This window comes from Actinomyces acetigenes (genome assembly GCF_031296635.1).
GTDB classification, from domain to species: domain Bacteria; phylum Actinomycetota; class Actinomycetes; order Actinomycetales; family Actinomycetaceae; genus Actinomyces; species Actinomyces acetigenes.
Genome location: NZ_JASPFC010000008.1, coordinates 1 through 14,288, shown reverse-complemented (window position 1 = coordinate 14,288; position 14,288 = coordinate 1). Strand labels below are relative to the sequence as shown.

Genomic DNA, 14,288 nt, shown 5'->3' with positions numbered 1-14,288 from the left:
AGGACACCAAGCTGTGAACCCCAACGACCCCGACACCACGGCCCGAAACACGTCTGGCGCGTGTAAACCCCGCGCGAGCGGGGATGATCCCGCAATTCGTAATGACGCGTCTCTTGACTATCGGTAAACCCCGCGCGAGCGGGGATGATCCCTGATCAGCCTGCGCAAGGCGGCCATTAAGTCCGTAAACCCCGCGCGAGCGGGGATGATCCGACAGGACCGGAGAACGCCTGGTAGGCCTTGCCGTAAACCCCGCGCGAGCGGGGATGATCCGCGAGATAGTTAGCTGCGTAGTCTCGGGGGCCAGTAAACCCCGCGCGAGCGGGGATGATCCGATACGGTAGGTCATATTAACCTGATACGTCTGGTAAACCCCGCGCGAGCGGGGATGATCCCAATAGTTCCGCGAGCGCCCTTGTAGTAGCCGAGTAAACCCCGCGCGAGCGGGGATGATCCTAACGTCCATCATGTCGTTCATATAGCCGCGCGGTAAACCCCGCGCGAGCGGGGATGATCCCGATCCTAACGTCCTGACACTTCCAGTAGGAGAGTAAACCCCGCGCGAGCGGGGATGATCCCGAGGACGACGCCAGGCAGGCGGCTGAGCGCTAGTAAACCCCGCGCGAGCGGGGATGATCCCGAACTTACCGAACCGGGTATTAGCAACGTCATGTAAACCCCGCGCGAGCGGGGATGATCCCATAGGGAGATCGGTCCAGACAGAGAAGCAACCGTAAACCCCGCGCGAGCGGGGATGATCCTGTATTACGGGACTTTGGGGAATCGAATAGAATGTAAACCCCGCGCGAGCGGGGATGATCCCACCGACCGCGTCCCTGGAAAGCATGAGGCAGAGTAAACCCCGCGCGAGCGGGGATGATCCCGAACGGGTCGCGCTTAACGAGTTCAGCCTCATGTAAACCCCGCGCGAGCGGGGATGATCCTCTCATCGTTGCGCTGCGCAATGACCTTTGCTCGTAAACCCCGCGCGAGCGGGGATGATCCGTCTTTCCGGTACCACGACTACCTACGACCATGGTAAACCCCGCGCGAGCGGGGATGATCCGACGGGCGCCGTAGTCCACGGAGGTGACGCTGCGTAAACCCCGCGCGAGCGGGGATGATCCGATCGACGCGGGCAGATTCGTCATCACCACCACGTAAACCCCGCGCGAGCGGGGATGATCCCCACGGGAACTGGCGTGCGAACAGATTAACGAGGTAAACCCCGCGCGAGCGGGGATGATCCGAACTGTGCGTGACACGAATTACGAGATGGCCCGTAAACCCCGCGCGAGCGGGGATGATCCGCGCCCGCTTCACGACCGCGCAGGCGACGCGCTGTAAACCCCGCGCGAGCGGGGATGATCCCTGTCATCCCCAGCGGCTTAATGAACATATCCTGTAAACCCCGCGCGAGCAGGGATGATCCGACACTCGATATCTAACGTTAGGTGCGCAGATTGTAAACCCCGCGCGAGCGGGGATGATCCCCGGCCGCAAGCCCAACGGCGGACGTGACCGCCGTAAACCCCGCGCGAGCGGGGATGATCCGGGACGTTCAAGATTGCTAGTAATTCTACCGGCGTAAACCCCGCGCGAGCGGGGATGATCCAGCGCGTCAATTTTCGCCAGGCCCGCCTGCCCCGTAAACCCCGCGCGAGCGGGGATGATCCCGTGGATCCGGTGTTGGCGCCGGACAAGGTGAAGTAAATCCCGCGCGAGCGGGAATGATCCCATGAGGCTTATTCATGGGGTGTAGGTGAATGTGAGTCCGAGGATGGCTGTGATGGTTTCTGGGAAGGTTTCTAGTGGTCTTCTGTAGCCGGTGTGCAGGACTCTCCAGGTCTTGGAGGCTTATTCACAGGGCTAGCCGACTCCGGCATCTGCGCAGTTCAGAGCACCTTTGACGGATGCTGTGAATAAGCCTCTTGATGTTGGCGATGACTCGCTCGATCTTGTAGCGGATCTGGTTGACGGTTTTGTTGTAGGTCTTGTCGTCTGGGTGGAGCGGCAGGTGTGGGGGTTTTCTCTTGGGGGTGATCATGCCCAGTCCGATGTACCCCTTGTCGCCAATGTGCTTGGGTGGTGAGACTCCGTCTGGGAGGTCGGTGGCGGGGACGTCGAGCAGGCCGCAGCGGCGCAGGGCCTTGGCGTCGTGCGTGCGTCCGTTTTGGGGGTCGGAGACCCAGGCTAGGGTCCCTGAGGGGGTGCAGGTGACCTGGACGTTCAGACCTGTGGTCTTGTGCTTGCCGGAGTAGAGCTCAGGATGGTCTTTCCAGGACCAGCACTGAAGTAGGGTGCTGTCGATGATCAGCTGGGCTGTGGGGTCCAGGTCCTCCACCGTCGGCACACAGGCTTGGAGGGCGTGGGTGATCAGGGGCGTGTAGGCGGCGATGACGCGGGAGGCGGTGGCCTGCGAGACGCAGTAGGCCTCGGCGAGCAGCTCCTGGCACGGGTTGTGGCGCAGGTAGGTCAGGGTCAGGCGCACGCACAGGAACACCCCCCCCAGCACCCTCGCCCCGAACACCGGCAGGGGGCCGGAGGCGTGAATGGTCTCGCACAGGTCCAGGACATCATCGCGAGTGATCCTCGTGCTACTATTCGTCATGGCGGTTTGCTTCTTGGTTGAGCTGGCTAGTCACCAAAACTCTCTCAAGAGCAAGCCGCCACCCTATCTAACGACACACCCCCTTTTAAACACCCTAAACACCCCTATGAATAAGCCTCCATGATTGGAACACACTTTGCAGATGAGCCAAAGTAAACCCCGCGCGAGCGGGGATGATCCGCCTGGTGGAGGCGGCACCCTGCCGCGCACGACGTAAACCCCGCGCGAGCGGGAATGATCCGAACACAGCCTCAGCGGTCGCGGATATAGTCTCGTAAACCCCGCGCGAGCGGGGATGATCCAAGAGCATTTGCCCGAGGAGGGGGAGGGCCCTGTGAGCCCTGCGCGGGTGGGAGAGTGGGAGAACGGCCCGTGTGCTTGAGGTGGAGTGACCGGCTCATGAGTCCGGGCGGGGTGCCTGGACTGGTGCCCACCTGGACCTCATCAAGCGGGAGGTCGGCTGCGTGGATGCCTCCGTTGTGGCGGACCCGGCTGCGAAGGAGCCCACCGCCACCGTCGAGAAGGTCACTGAGACGGCCACGGGGGCGGGCGAGGTCTGACTCAACACGCTCAGTCGATTAACTTTACAAATACATCTGGTGTGATGCAGGATAAAGCCGTTGCTCGGCCACCAGGGTCTGGTCGGGCAACGGCGTGCTCCTGTTCCCCCAGGACCGCCTCTGTCATCTCCCTAGCCGGTACTCATCAGGCCGCCGACACGGCGGTCTGAGGGGCGTGCGCGTGTCCCCTCCCTGGGTGGGGCTGCCGGCACTCTCATTAAGAGGTATTGACAATGAGTGTCAAAGGTGCCGCAGAGGTCATTTTCTCCCCGCCGGTTCAGAACTGGTTGAAGCGGGCGATCTACCGTCATAACTGTCGGATGTCCCCGGATCACTACCGTTCTGCGCTCAAGCACTGGTACTGGCTGTTCAAGTGCCGTCCCTGCCATGTGGAGGAGCCGCGCACCATGACGGAGAAGATTCACTGGCTCAAGCTCTACGACTCCACGCCGGTCAAGGGGCGCCTGGCGGACAAGTTCCTGGTGCGTCAGTGGGTTGCCGGCAAGGTGGGGGAGAGGTACCTCGTACCCCTGCTGGGTGTGTGGGACTCGCCCGATGAGATCGACTTCGAGTCCCTCCCGGACAGCTTCGTTCTCAAGGCCACGCATGGCTCTGGCTGGAACATCCTCGTGCCTGACAAGAGTGCACTCGATGTGGCAAGGACTCGTCAACGCCTGCGGGAGTGGCTTGGCCTGCGCCAGGCGATGAAGGGCGGTTTCGAGCTGCACTACGAGTACTGCGAGCCTCGCATCGTGTGCGAGCCCTTCCTGCGTGACGCCTCAGGAGGACTACGAGACTACAAGTTCATGGTGTTCGACGGGGTCGTCCAGTTCATCTTCACTGTGGACCGGACTCAGGGACGTGCGCTGCGGGGCACCTACCTGCCTGACTGGACCCGAGCACCTTTTGAGTACACCTGTGAAGCCGACCGGGCCTCGGACATCCCGGCACCCGCAGGCCTGGAGACCATGCTCCGTCTGGCTGGCGAGCTCGGAAAGGGGTTCGCCTGCGCGCGCATCGACTTCTACGAGGTCGATGGAGACGTCTACTTCGGCGAGATCACCTTCACGGATGCTGATGGGCTGTCGGACTTCACTCCCTCACGCTATGATCGCGTGTTCGGAGACCGGATCGTCCTGCCGGAGAAGAAGTGCTTCAAGGGTGTCATGCTGTGACGGGACAAGCGGGCAGGGAAGGTATTTCGTAGACTTCCTACGAAACGAGTCCGCTTCATTGGGAAGAAATGTTCAAGAACTCATCGATGTTATGAGTGCTTCCTCATTAAATCGACCGGACGCTTGCGTGTCGTGACCTCAGGTGTGTTACTGTCTTGGTCGTAAATAATGGCGCTCTTTCATTGGTGTTTCGCATTGATTGGCGCCCTGCCCTGTCAGCCCTGATATTATCCGGTGGTGCGTAGATGACACTAGAGGACCTTCTTCACCTGACCCGTCGACGTATTGGATCCCTGGTTTTGGCGCTGGTCGTCTGCGTACTGGCCTCGATGCTGTTCGCTTTCGTCTCGCCAAGCACCTATACGGCGACTTCCCAAGCCTATCTGCGCGTGAAAGTGGCGGGAGATCCGGCGCAGAGCACGCTGTCTCAATACAATGCGGCACAGCTCGCCGCAATGAAGGCCGACGCCGTGGTCCCCGTCTTCACCTCGGCTGCGGTCGCTCAGCGAGTCGTGGACTCGCTCAAGCTGGATGAGACGGCGGAGGAGTTCGCCTCTTCGGTCTCTGCGACCAGGGTCCCTGAGACGGTGTCGGTGCAGGTCTCTGTCACTGCCTCCTCGTCGCACCGCGCTCAGGTCCTGGCTGACGAGGTCGTTCGCCAGGCCTCCGTCGAGATCAAGGACCTGGAGGGGGAGGACTCTCCCGTGGAGATCGTCCTGCTGTCCTCTGCCGAGCTGGTCAGCGCGACTCGTTCGCCGGCCCTGGTGACCTGTGTGGCGGTGGGGCTGCTGGCCGGGCTGGTCCTGGGTTATGTCTGGATCCTCGTTCAGGAGCTGCTCGACAAGAGTCTCAAGGGGCCCGAGGAGGTTCGCGAGGCGCTGTCGGTGCCGTTGCTCGGTGCCCTGCCGCGGGTTCCGTCGCTGCGGTGGCTGAGTCGAGGGGCGGAGCTCAAGATGGAGGAGCAGTTGCGTGTGGCCCGCACCAACGTGCTTCATGCGTTGTCTCAGGGCGGCCGGCGAGTCATGGTCGTCACTTCGGCCGGTCCGCAGGAGGGGACGTCGGTGACCGCTGCCAGCCTGGCGCGGGTTCTGGCTCTGTCTGGGCACCGGGTTGTCCTGGTCGGAGGAGATTTGCGTGCGCCCAGCAGCACAACCGAGCTACAGGGCAGTCCTGGGCTCGCAGACGTGCTGACAGGCTCGGCGTACCTCGGTGAGGTTCTGGTCAAGGGGGCGGTGGAGGGCCTGGAGCTTCTGCCCGCAGGCCGAATGCCGGCGAATCCTTCCGAGCTGCTGGGGGCCCCTATGATGCGCGATCTGCTGCGTGAGCTGGCAGCAGACCGGCTGGTCATCATTGATGCTCCGCCAGTCCTCCGATTCACTGACGGAGTGGTCCTGGCTGCCCATTCCGGAGGCGTCATTCTCGTGGCGCGCGCTGGTCGCACCAGCGCGGAGGACTTGCGTGAGGCGGCCCTGGCGGTCGAGCAAGGGGGCGGGCGCATGCTTGGAGTGGTGCTCAACAACGTGTCGGAGCCCGGAGGAAAGCGCAAGGGCGTGCGGGGCAGCGCCGTTCCCGCCGAGAGTGTGCCTGTCTAGGCTCCTGACATACGTCATGATCGGCACGTGGAGGCTTGGGATTTGTGAGGCATCGCTGTTGGCCCCGAAGTGTCTTCGGTAGGCATGCTCCGTCTCTCGCCGTGGGTGTGGTGTCGCGCTACGTTCTTTCGTGCGCGAGGTGCGTGCTGAACGCCCACTGTCGCTGTCAAGATGTTTATGAGATTGTTATTTAATCGCAGTGTAGACATCTGTCAGTTATGTAGCATTAGTCGCCTTGGTATTGTTGCTTCAAACAGTTGACGAGTGTTGGTTGGTGAATTCATATCATCAACTGGCGTTGTTTCTGTCAAGAAACGATGATTGCGAGTGAATCACGTCAGAATCTTCCAATCGGTGGCATCTGATGTTAGATTGATGTAGAGCCGTAAAAAACGGCAAGTACTCGTGTTGGCTGAATGTTGTTCAGCTGCCATGTTGTTGATCTGTTGTTGCCAGCTTCGGTGATTGCAGTCGTATTCTCCAGTCCGTCCAGCGAATCAGCTAATGCTGTTCGCCCATCCGCAGATTGAAACCCTGATGACATTTGAATTCTGTCGCTTCTGCCAGTGCGACTCGCTTGATCAGAGTTCCTCGCTCACAGGCCGTACGTCCTTTACCTATCGGCCGGCACAGTGGAGTGTGACGACCCATGGCTGAGCCGCGTCAGTGCTCCTCCGATGCGACAAGCCGTCTCGACGGGAGTGCCGGGAGCTGCGAGCCTGATTCGAAGCCGCTGTTGTCACGCGCATCCGAGGGACATGAGGCGTTGGCCCTCTCCAGCGCCTCTTTGTCGATCGGATCCGCGCCCATGCAGCAGCCTGCTCGTGGACCGGCGTGGGTGAACCTGCCCGTGTGCCGGATTGAGCCCATCGCCCTGATGGTTGTCGACGTCCTGGCCACCTACCTGGCCCTGTACTGCGCGGCGTGGGGGACCACGAAGTGGGCGACGGCGACGGGGGCAACCGGTGGCCTGCTGGCCGTGGGCGTCCTCGCGGTTGTCAACGTCGGGGTCTTCGCCGCCTTCAAGATGTACAACAGCCTGTGGCGCTACGCCTCGATGACCGAGGCGCTGCGGATCCTCTACGCGACCGTCGTCGGCTCGGTGTGCGGGGATCTGCTGTTCTCCTTGGCTTTCGACGGCGGGCTGTCGGTGCGCTCCTACGTCATGGCTTGGGCACTGCTCGCCATCATGACCGCCGGGACTCGTCTCGCCGTGCGGGCCCTGTGGAGCAGCCAGGTGCAACGCAGCGCTCGAGCGGGAACGCACGAGGCCCGGCCCCGCACACTCATCGTCGGTGCGGGACAGACTGGTTCGCTGACCATTAAGCGCATGCATCTGTGCGATGAGGACATGCGCGGCGAGCCGGTGGCCCTGGTGGACGATGACGTGACCAAGCACGGTCGCCACGTCCACGGTGTCAAGGTCTACGGCTCGTGTGAGGACATCCCCCGCATTGCCCAGGAGTGCCAGGCTGAGCAGATCGTGCTCGCCTGCCCCTCGGCTCTGGCCTCCGAGCGCCAGCGCATCCTGGCCATCTGCCTGAAGACGGGGCTGAGAATACTGACCCTCCCGAACGTACGGGACCTGGCCCAGCAGGACGATGGCAGAATCGCACTGCGGGAGGTGGAGATCTCCGAGCTGCTCAGCCGCGATGAGGTCGCCTTCGACACCATGAGCATGGGCTACGTGCGAGGAGAGGTCGTCCTGGTGACCGGCGGCGGCGGTTCCATCGGCTCCGAGCTCGTCCGCCAGCTCATCGAGGCCCAACCTCGCCAGATCGTCATCTTCGACGTCTACGAGAACACAGCCTACGAGCTGTTCCACGAGATGCAGTCCAAGGCCGCTGAGCGAGGGGTGTCCCTGTCGGTCGTCATCGGCTCGGTGACCAATGAGCGGATTGTCCGAGACTGCTTCGAGCGTTACCGGCCCAAGGTCGTCTTCCACGCGGCGGCGCACAAGCACGTCCCCCTCATGGAGGACAACGCCCGTGAGGCGGTGGAGAACAATGTGCTGGGCACCTGGATGGTGTGCCGTCTGTCTGAGGAGCTCGGCTGCAGCCACTTCATCCTGGTCTCCACGGACAAGGCTGTGAACCCGACCAATGTGATGGGGGCGACCAAGAGGCTGTGTGAGCTGGAGGTTCAGGCCCTGGCCAGCACCAGTCGTACCACCGTCTTCGCCGCCGTGCGCTTCGGCAACGTCCTCGGCAGCCATGGCTCCGTCATCCCGCTGTTCAAGCGGCAGCTGCGATCAGGCGGGCCACTGACCGTGACGCACAAGGACATGACCCGCTACTTCATGACGATCCCGGAGGCGGCCCAACTGGTCATCACCGCAGGCTCGATGTCTCGGGCCGGAGAGATCTTCATCCTGGAGATGGGACAGCCCGTGCGGATCTACGACCTTGCCGTCAATCTCATCAAGCTCTCAGGCCTGCGGGTCGGACGTGACATCGAGGTGGTGTTCACCGGGCTGCGGCCGGGCGAGAAGCTCTATGAGGAGCTGCGGATGGACGGAGAGGACCTGCATCCCACCGAGAACAAGTCCATCCTCGTCTCCACGGCGTCGCCGCCCACCATGCAGGAGGTGGAGGACACGATCGCTCGGCTGAAGCGATGCCTTCCTGAGGGGAATGACGAGATCAAACGGGAGCTCGCTCGCGCGGTACCCACCTACCAACCGCGCTTTGACCACGATTCAACTACGTCGCCGACGATGAGGAGAGCAGGCTGATGCGCGTCGATTTCTCACCCCCAGACATCACCGATGCCGAGTGCCAGGAAGTGGTGGATGCGCTGCGATCGGGCTGGATCACCACGGGGCCGCGCACCAAGAGCCTGGAGAAACAGGTGGCGCAGCGCTGCGGAACCGCCCGGGCTGCCTGCCTGAACTCCGCAACGGCCTCGTTGGAGCTGACCCTTCGAGTCCTTGGCATCGGTCCCGGAGACGAGGTCATTGTCCCGGCCTACACCTACACGGCCTCGGCCTCCCCAATCGTGCACGTGGGCGCCACCCCGGTGATCGTCGATGCCGGTGACGCCGACGACGGTTACGGACTGGACCCCCGGGTCCTGGAGTCCGCCATCACCCCGCGGACCAAGGCCGTCATCCCGGTCGACGTCGGTGGGCGTATGTGTGACTACCCGGCCCTGCGCGCGGTCGTCGACAGCTACAGCCACCTCTTCGCCCCGGCAGGGCCGGTCCAGGAGGCACTGGGCCGCGTCGCCCTTGTCGCCGACGGCGCCCACAGCTTCGGTGCCCGGCGCGACGGCACGCCCTCAGGCAGTGCCGCCGACTTCACTACCTTCAGCTTCCACGCCGTGAAGAACCTGACCACCGCCGAAGGCGGGGCCGTCACGTGGAGGCCGGAGCTGGACCTGGACGAGGAGCTCTACCGCCAGTACATGCTGCTGTCCCTGCACGGGCAGAGCAAGGACGCCCTGTCCAAGACCCGCCTGGGGGCCTGGGAGTACGACGTCGTCAGCCCCGCCTACAAGTGCAACATGACCGACGTGTGCGCCGCGATCGGCCTGGCGCAGATGACCCGCTACGACTCGATGCTCGAGCGTCGGCGCCAGATCATCACCCGCTACGACCAGGCCCTGGCGCCGGCGGGCGTGACATCGCTACGGCACTACGAGGAGGGGAGCGTCTCCTCCGGGCACCTCTACCTGGCGAACCTGCTGGGCCTGGGGGAGGAGGCGCGCAACGAGTTCATCGAGCGCATGGCGAGTGCGGACGTGGCCTGCAACGTCCACTACAAGCCGCTGCCCCTGCTGAGCGCCTACCGGAACCTCGGCTTCACCATTGAGGACTTCCCACGGGCCTACGCCCTCTATGCCAACGAAGTGAGCCTGCCTCTGCACACCTCATTGACCGACGAGCAGGTTGACTACGTCATCAGCTGCGCGCTCGAGACGCTCGCGGCGATGGGCCGCTCATGAGGATGCCGCCCTGGGAGGACCTGCCGGACGCCCTGCGGACCGAGGAGGTCCGCCCCTACTACGAGGTGCTGTCCCGGCGCGGAGTCCAGCTGCGGCTCAAGCGTCTGCTCGACGTCGTCGGAGCGACGATCCTGATAGTGCTGCTCGGGTGGCTGTTCATTATCCTGGCGACCCTCATCAAGCTGGACTCGCCCGGGCCGGTGTTCTTCCGCCAACGGCGGGTCACCCAGTTCGGACGCGAGTTCCGGATCGTCAAGTTCCGCACCATGACGCACCGGCCGGCAGACCCCGGCGACCAGATCACCCGAGGCAACGACCCCCGGGTCACGAAGGTCGGTGCGGTACTGCGTCGGTACCGGCTCGATGAGATCAGTCAGCTCATCGACATCCTGCGCGGCACGATGAGCTTCGTGGGGACCAGGCCGGAGGTGCCCGAGTACGTCAAGCAGTACACCCCACAGATGCGGGCCACCTTGCTGCTGCCGGCCGGGGTCACCTCCACGGCCTCCATCGAGTTCAAGGACGAGGCCGAGATCCTCGCCGCCGCCCCGCCGAGCCAGGACGCCTACCTCACCCAGGTCCTGCCGGCCAAGATGCGCCTCAACCTGCGCGACGTGCAGAACTTCAGTATCGGGCGGGAACTGTCGATCGCACTGAGGACCGTCCTGGCGGTGGCCACATGAGACGCGCAACGACGATACCTAAGGAGTAAACATGACAGCAGGCACCGAGCACAATCGCGAACCGGATTCCGACCTGGTCTCCATCATCATGCCGACCTACAACTGCGGCGCCTTCATTGCCGAGACCATCGCCACCGTCCAGGCCCAGACCCACTCCCGCTGGGAGCTGCTCGTCGTCGACGACTGCTCCACCGACGACACCGCCGACGTGGTCGGGGCCCTGGCCAAGGACGACCCGCGGATCCGGTACGTGCGCCTGGAGACCAACAGCGGCGCCGCCATGGCCCGCAACCGGGCGATGGAGCTGGCCCAGGGGCGCTATATGGCCTTCCTGGACTCCGACGACCTGTGGCACCCCGACAAGCTCAGGCGCCAGATCAACTTCATGACCTCGCGCGGCGTGGCCATGTCCTGCACCGCCTACGCCCAGATCGACGAGCAGGGCGTGCCCACCGGCAGGATCGTGCGCAGCCCGACCAGGATCAGCTACAACCGCCTGCTCCTGGACTGCCCGGTGGGCAACTCCACCGTCATGTACGACGTGGCGCGCCTGGGCAAGTTCGAGGTGCCCAACATCCGCAAGCGCAACGACGACGCCCTGTGGCTGCGCATGCTCCGCACCGAGCCCTACATCTGGGGGATGCCGGTCGTGCTCATGAGGTACCGGCTGCGCTCGGGATCGGTGTCGGCCAACAAGCGGAGCCTGGTCAAGTACCACTGGATGCTCTACCGCGACATCGAGCATCTCAGCATCCCCCGCTCCGTCTTCCACATCGGCGTGTGGGTCCTCATTAAGACCCTCAAGATGAAATGAGGATGGGCGTTAGCAGGACGAGCAGTTCCCCGGACCGGCCCGGGGCCGACGGAGGGAGGCCGGCAATGAGTCAGGAACAGTCATCGACCCCGCAGGATTCTGGGGGCGGACCTCTAAGGGTCCTGCAGATCAACTCATCAATCTCCCAGCGTTCCGGTGTCATGAGCATGCTCATGAACTACCTCAGGCACATGGACCGTTCGCAGGTGGTGCTCGACTTCTTCTGCTACGCCACACCCGACGAGACCCACCGTGAGGAGATCGAGTCGCTGGGCGGACGCTGCTATGTCATCGACGCCGGGAACCGCATCGGGCGCATCCGTTCATCTCTGGGGCAGCTGCTGGAGCAGCATGCGGGGCAGTACCCCGTAGTGCACCTCCATGACCCCATCCTCTCGCGCTTCCTCTATCCGGTGGCTCATCGCCGCGGGGTACGTGCCTTCGCCGTCCACTCCCACTCGACCGCCTACTCCGACTCCCGTCTCAAGAGCGTGCGCAACTGGATCGTGTGCCGCAATATTGGTGCCTACTCGGATGCGCGCCTGGCCTGTTCCCGGGCTGCCGGTGAGTTCATGTTCCGCCGTAGCCGTTTCGAGGTGCTTCCTAACGCCATCGACGTGGGTACCTACCGCTTCGATCGCCAGGCCCGCGTCAAGGCTCGGCGTGCGCTCGGTCTGGGGGACGGCCCGGTAGTGGGGCACGTGGGACGCTTCAGTGAGGAGAAGAACCACCGGTTCCTTCTTGACGTCTTCGGCGAGCTGCTCCGCCTCAGACCTGGGGCGCGCCTCGTGCTTGTTGGAGACGGGGCCCTGCGCCCGGGGATCGAGGAGCGTGCGGCCGACGGAGGACTGGCTGACCACGTCCTGTTCCTGGGGGACCGTAAGGATGTTCCTGAGCTCTACCAGGCCATGGATGCGTTGGTCCTGCCCTCGCTCTTCGAGGGGCTGCCCATGGTGGGAGTCGAGGCTCAGTGCGCGGGGCTGCCCATGGTCTGCTCGGACCGCGTGCCCGACGAGGTTGCGATCGGGCACTGCGAGTTCCTACCGCTGGAGGTTCCGCCGGGCCGGTGGGCCACCCGGGTGGCGCAGGCGATCGACCTGGGGCGGGACCTGGGACGCAGGGGCCAGGGCGCAAGCCTGACGCGCACCGCAGGCTTTGATATCACGCGTGAGGCCGGCTGGCTCGCTCACCGGTACCGAGACCTGGCCGGGCGGTGAGACAGCAGTATGTGGATCCACTTCGCACTGTTCGCCACTCTGCTCCTTCCCGCGGCTCTGCTGGGACTGCGAGGCAATGCGGGGCGCCGCGGTTCTCCGATCCTCCTGGGTATCACTTTCGTTGCTTTCACAGCCTTCTCCACCTTCAGAGCCGTCAGCGTCGGCAACGACACGGTCGAGTATCACCGCGTCTTCAAGGCAATCGCCGCCACGGACAGCTTCCAGGAGGCCCTGAGCGTCAGCCGCTTCGAGTACGGCTACGTCCTGGTCAACTACCTGGTCAGCCGCCTCACGCAGGATTTCAACATCCTGCTGCTTATCACCTCGGTCTTCGTCTACGGCTCAGTGGTCCTGTTCATCAAGCGGTATGCCGCCAGCTACTCCCTGGCAGTTCTCTTCGCCTTCGGTATGTCCGTCTTCTACGACCTCATGCTCGCTGTGCGTCAGGGCATCGCGGTGGCGATCTTCCTGCTGGCCGTCCCCGCGCTCATGGAGCGCAAGCTGGTGCGTTACGTGCTTCTCGTTGTTCTCGCCTCACAGTTCCATGTCAGTGTGCTGCTGCTGCTCGTCGTCTACCTCATTCCGTATATGAGGCTGAGTACCTTCGGGGACTGGTTCAAGTGGGGTGCCCTCATCGGAATCGTCATGTTCTCGCTGAGCTGGCTCCTGACCTGGCTGCTGATCTCCTCGGCCTACTACGGTCACTACCTGCACAGCGACTACGCAGACGGAGGCGTCCGCTCGGCCACGGTCCTGCTGATCATCACCCGCATCATCCTCCTGCTCCTGGCAGCGACCTGCGGCTGGAACGCCTCGGTGGAGGCCGACTCCTCCGGGCGCACCCGCATCCTCCTGGCCCTGGCGGTAGCGGACGTCGCCATGGTCGTGATCGCACTCGGATTCAACCTCCTGGACCGCCTCGAGATGTACCTGACCCTGCCCTTCGCCGTCGGACTGGCCAACCTCGCGGCACACGGCGAACGGCCCGAGAGCTCCTACGTCAGTGCCCTGCTCGTCGTCATTGCCTTTGCGGCCACCACGATCTTCTTCCTGTACCGCCCCGAGTGGTACCACCTGTTCCCCTACCGCACGTTCCTCGAGGAAGGGCTCCCATAATGGATCCTGTCTACGTCTCATACTCGGCCGCTCGGTGGCTCTCGCGCCATCATCTTGCGCCCGCCGCATACCTCATCCGCGGAGCTATGCGCGCGGTGTTCGCCTGCGACGTTCCGTATGCTGCCCGCATCGGTGAGAACACAGACTTCCCGCACCATGCCCTGGGCGTCGTAATCCACCCTCGGGCCGTGATCGGTACGGGCTGTCACATCGGGCACGGGGTGACCATCGGTGGTCGCAAGGGCATCGAGACAGTTCCCGTGTTAGGCAAGGATGTCGTCGTGGGCTGTGGAGCGACGATTCTCGGGCCGATCACTGTTGGGGACGGCGCGATAATCGGGGCGGGTGCCGTTGTGATCCACGATGTCCCTGCTGGCGCGACGGTCACGGGAGTCCCGGCCAGGATCATCAGGGAGAAGACCGCATGACATGGGCTCTGCAGCGGGGTGCCTCTATCGGTTCACCCAACATGGGTGATGAGCCCATCGGTATCGAGGCCTGGAAGGTGCAGTTCGGTGTCGGCAAGCAGTAAGGGGCGCATCGCGTTCTTGCTGGGCAATACCTTGGTGTTTGCC

General features: G+C 63.5%; 10 protein-coding genes and 1 CRISPR repeat array (1 of these 11 running past the window's edge). Of the genes, 9 read left to right on the top strand and 1 reads right to left on the bottom strand.

Translation table 11 applies throughout. The features are described from left to right. Positions 1-1,737: a CRISPR direct-repeat array (repeat unit 28 nt; unit sequence GTAAACCCCGCGCGAGCGGGGATGATCC); it reaches 3,635 nt to the left of the window's first position. A gap of 124 nt (positions 1,738-1,861) precedes the next feature. Further along, positions 1,862-2,611, bottom strand: coding sequence for a transposase family protein (locus tag RIV14_RS04595; protein WP_309324939.1), 750 nt, complete (start codon positions 2,609-2,611; stop codon positions 1,862-1,864). Positions 2,612-3,578: 967 nt separating this feature from the next. Here RIV14_RS04595 and RIV14_RS04590 point away from each other — a divergent pair. The 9 genes from RIV14_RS04590 to RIV14_RS04550 all read left to right on the top strand — a co-directional run bounded on the left by RIV14_RS04590 (position 3,579) and on the right by RIV14_RS04550 (position 14,141). Further along, entirely contained in the window at positions 3,579-4,346 is a 768-nt protein-coding gene (locus RIV14_RS04590; protein WP_256695108.1) for an ATP-grasp fold amidoligase family protein, read from the top strand. A 245-nt stretch (positions 4,347-4,591) separates the two neighbouring features. Then, the gene (locus RIV14_RS04585) at positions 4,592-5,938 is read left to right on the top strand and encodes a tyrosine-protein kinase domain-containing protein (protein ID WP_075373462.1); all 1,347 of its coding nucleotides are present in this window, start codon (positions 4,592-4,594) and stop codon (positions 5,936-5,938) included. A gap of 808 nt (positions 5,939-6,746) precedes the next feature. Then, the gene (locus tag RIV14_RS04580; protein WP_075373464.1) at positions 6,747-8,672 is read left to right on the top strand and encodes a polysaccharide biosynthesis protein; all 1,926 of its coding nucleotides are present in this window, start codon (positions 6,747-6,749) and stop codon (positions 8,670-8,672) included. After that, the gene (locus RIV14_RS04575) at positions 8,672-9,883 is read left to right on the top strand and encodes a DegT/DnrJ/EryC1/StrS family aminotransferase (RefSeq protein ID WP_075373461.1); all 1,212 of its coding nucleotides are present in this window, start codon (positions 8,672-8,674) and stop codon (positions 9,881-9,883) included. Before RIV14_RS04580 ends, RIV14_RS04575 begins: the two co-directional genes overlap by 1 nt. Next, positions 9,880-10,566, top strand: coding sequence for a sugar transferase (locus RIV14_RS04570; RefSeq protein ID WP_075373460.1), 687 nt, complete (start codon positions 9,880-9,882; stop codon positions 10,564-10,566). Before RIV14_RS04575 ends, RIV14_RS04570 begins: the two co-directional genes overlap by 4 nt. 31 nt (positions 10,567-10,597) lie before the next feature. Continuing rightward, a complete protein-coding gene (locus RIV14_RS04565; protein ID WP_075373459.1) occupies positions 10,598-11,380 on the top strand; it encodes a glycosyltransferase family 2 protein in 783 nt (260 codons plus the stop codon). Between the two features lie 65 nt (positions 11,381-11,445). Then, positions 11,446-12,597, top strand: a complete 1,152-nt coding sequence (locus RIV14_RS04560) for a glycosyltransferase (protein WP_075373458.1) — start codon at positions 11,446-11,448, stop codon at positions 12,595-12,597. Positions 12,598-12,606: 9 nt separating this feature from the next. Next, positions 12,607-13,713 carry an EpsG family protein gene (locus tag RIV14_RS04555; RefSeq protein WP_075373457.1) on the top strand — a complete coding sequence of 369 codons (1,107 nt, stop codon included), beginning with the start codon at positions 12,607-12,609 and terminating at the stop codon, positions 13,711-13,713. Beyond that, a complete protein-coding gene (locus tag RIV14_RS04550; RefSeq protein ID WP_075373456.1) occupies positions 13,713-14,141 on the top strand; it encodes a serine O-acetyltransferase in 429 nt (142 codons plus the stop codon). Before RIV14_RS04555 ends, RIV14_RS04550 begins: the two co-directional genes overlap by 1 nt. The last annotated feature ends 147 nt before the right edge of the window (positions 14,142-14,288 follow it).

Excerpts from the sequence above, each read along its gene's own strand:
- RIV14_RS04595 (WP_309324939.1), bottom strand. The coding sequence starts at position 2,611 with ATGACGAATAGTAGCACGAGGATCACTCGCGATGATGTCCTGGACCTG.
- RIV14_RS04590 (WP_256695108.1), top strand. The coding sequence starts at position 3,579 with ATGACGGAGAAGATTCACTGGCTCAAGCTCTACGACTCCACGCCGGTC.
- RIV14_RS04585 (WP_075373462.1), top strand. The coding sequence starts at position 4,592 with ATGACACTAGAGGACCTTCTTCACCTGACCCGTCGACGTATTGGATCC.
- RIV14_RS04580 (WP_075373464.1), top strand. The coding sequence starts at position 6,747 with ATGCAGCAGCCTGCTCGTGGACCGGCGTGGGTGAACCTGCCCGTGTGC.
- RIV14_RS04575 (WP_075373461.1), top strand. The coding sequence starts at position 8,672 with ATGCGCGTCGATTTCTCACCCCCAGACATCACCGATGCCGAGTGCCAG.
- RIV14_RS04570 (WP_075373460.1), top strand. The coding sequence starts at position 9,880 with ATGAGGATGCCGCCCTGGGAGGACCTGCCGGACGCCCTGCGGACCGAG.
- RIV14_RS04565 (WP_075373459.1), top strand. The coding sequence starts at position 10,598 with ATGACAGCAGGCACCGAGCACAATCGCGAACCGGATTCCGACCTGGTC.
- RIV14_RS04560 (WP_075373458.1), top strand. The coding sequence starts at position 11,446 with ATGAGTCAGGAACAGTCATCGACCCCGCAGGATTCTGGGGGCGGACCT.
- RIV14_RS04555 (WP_075373457.1), top strand. The coding sequence starts at position 12,607 with ATGTGGATCCACTTCGCACTGTTCGCCACTCTGCTCCTTCCCGCGGCT.
- RIV14_RS04550 (WP_075373456.1), top strand. The coding sequence starts at position 13,713 with ATGGATCCTGTCTACGTCTCATACTCGGCCGCTCGGTGGCTCTCGCGC.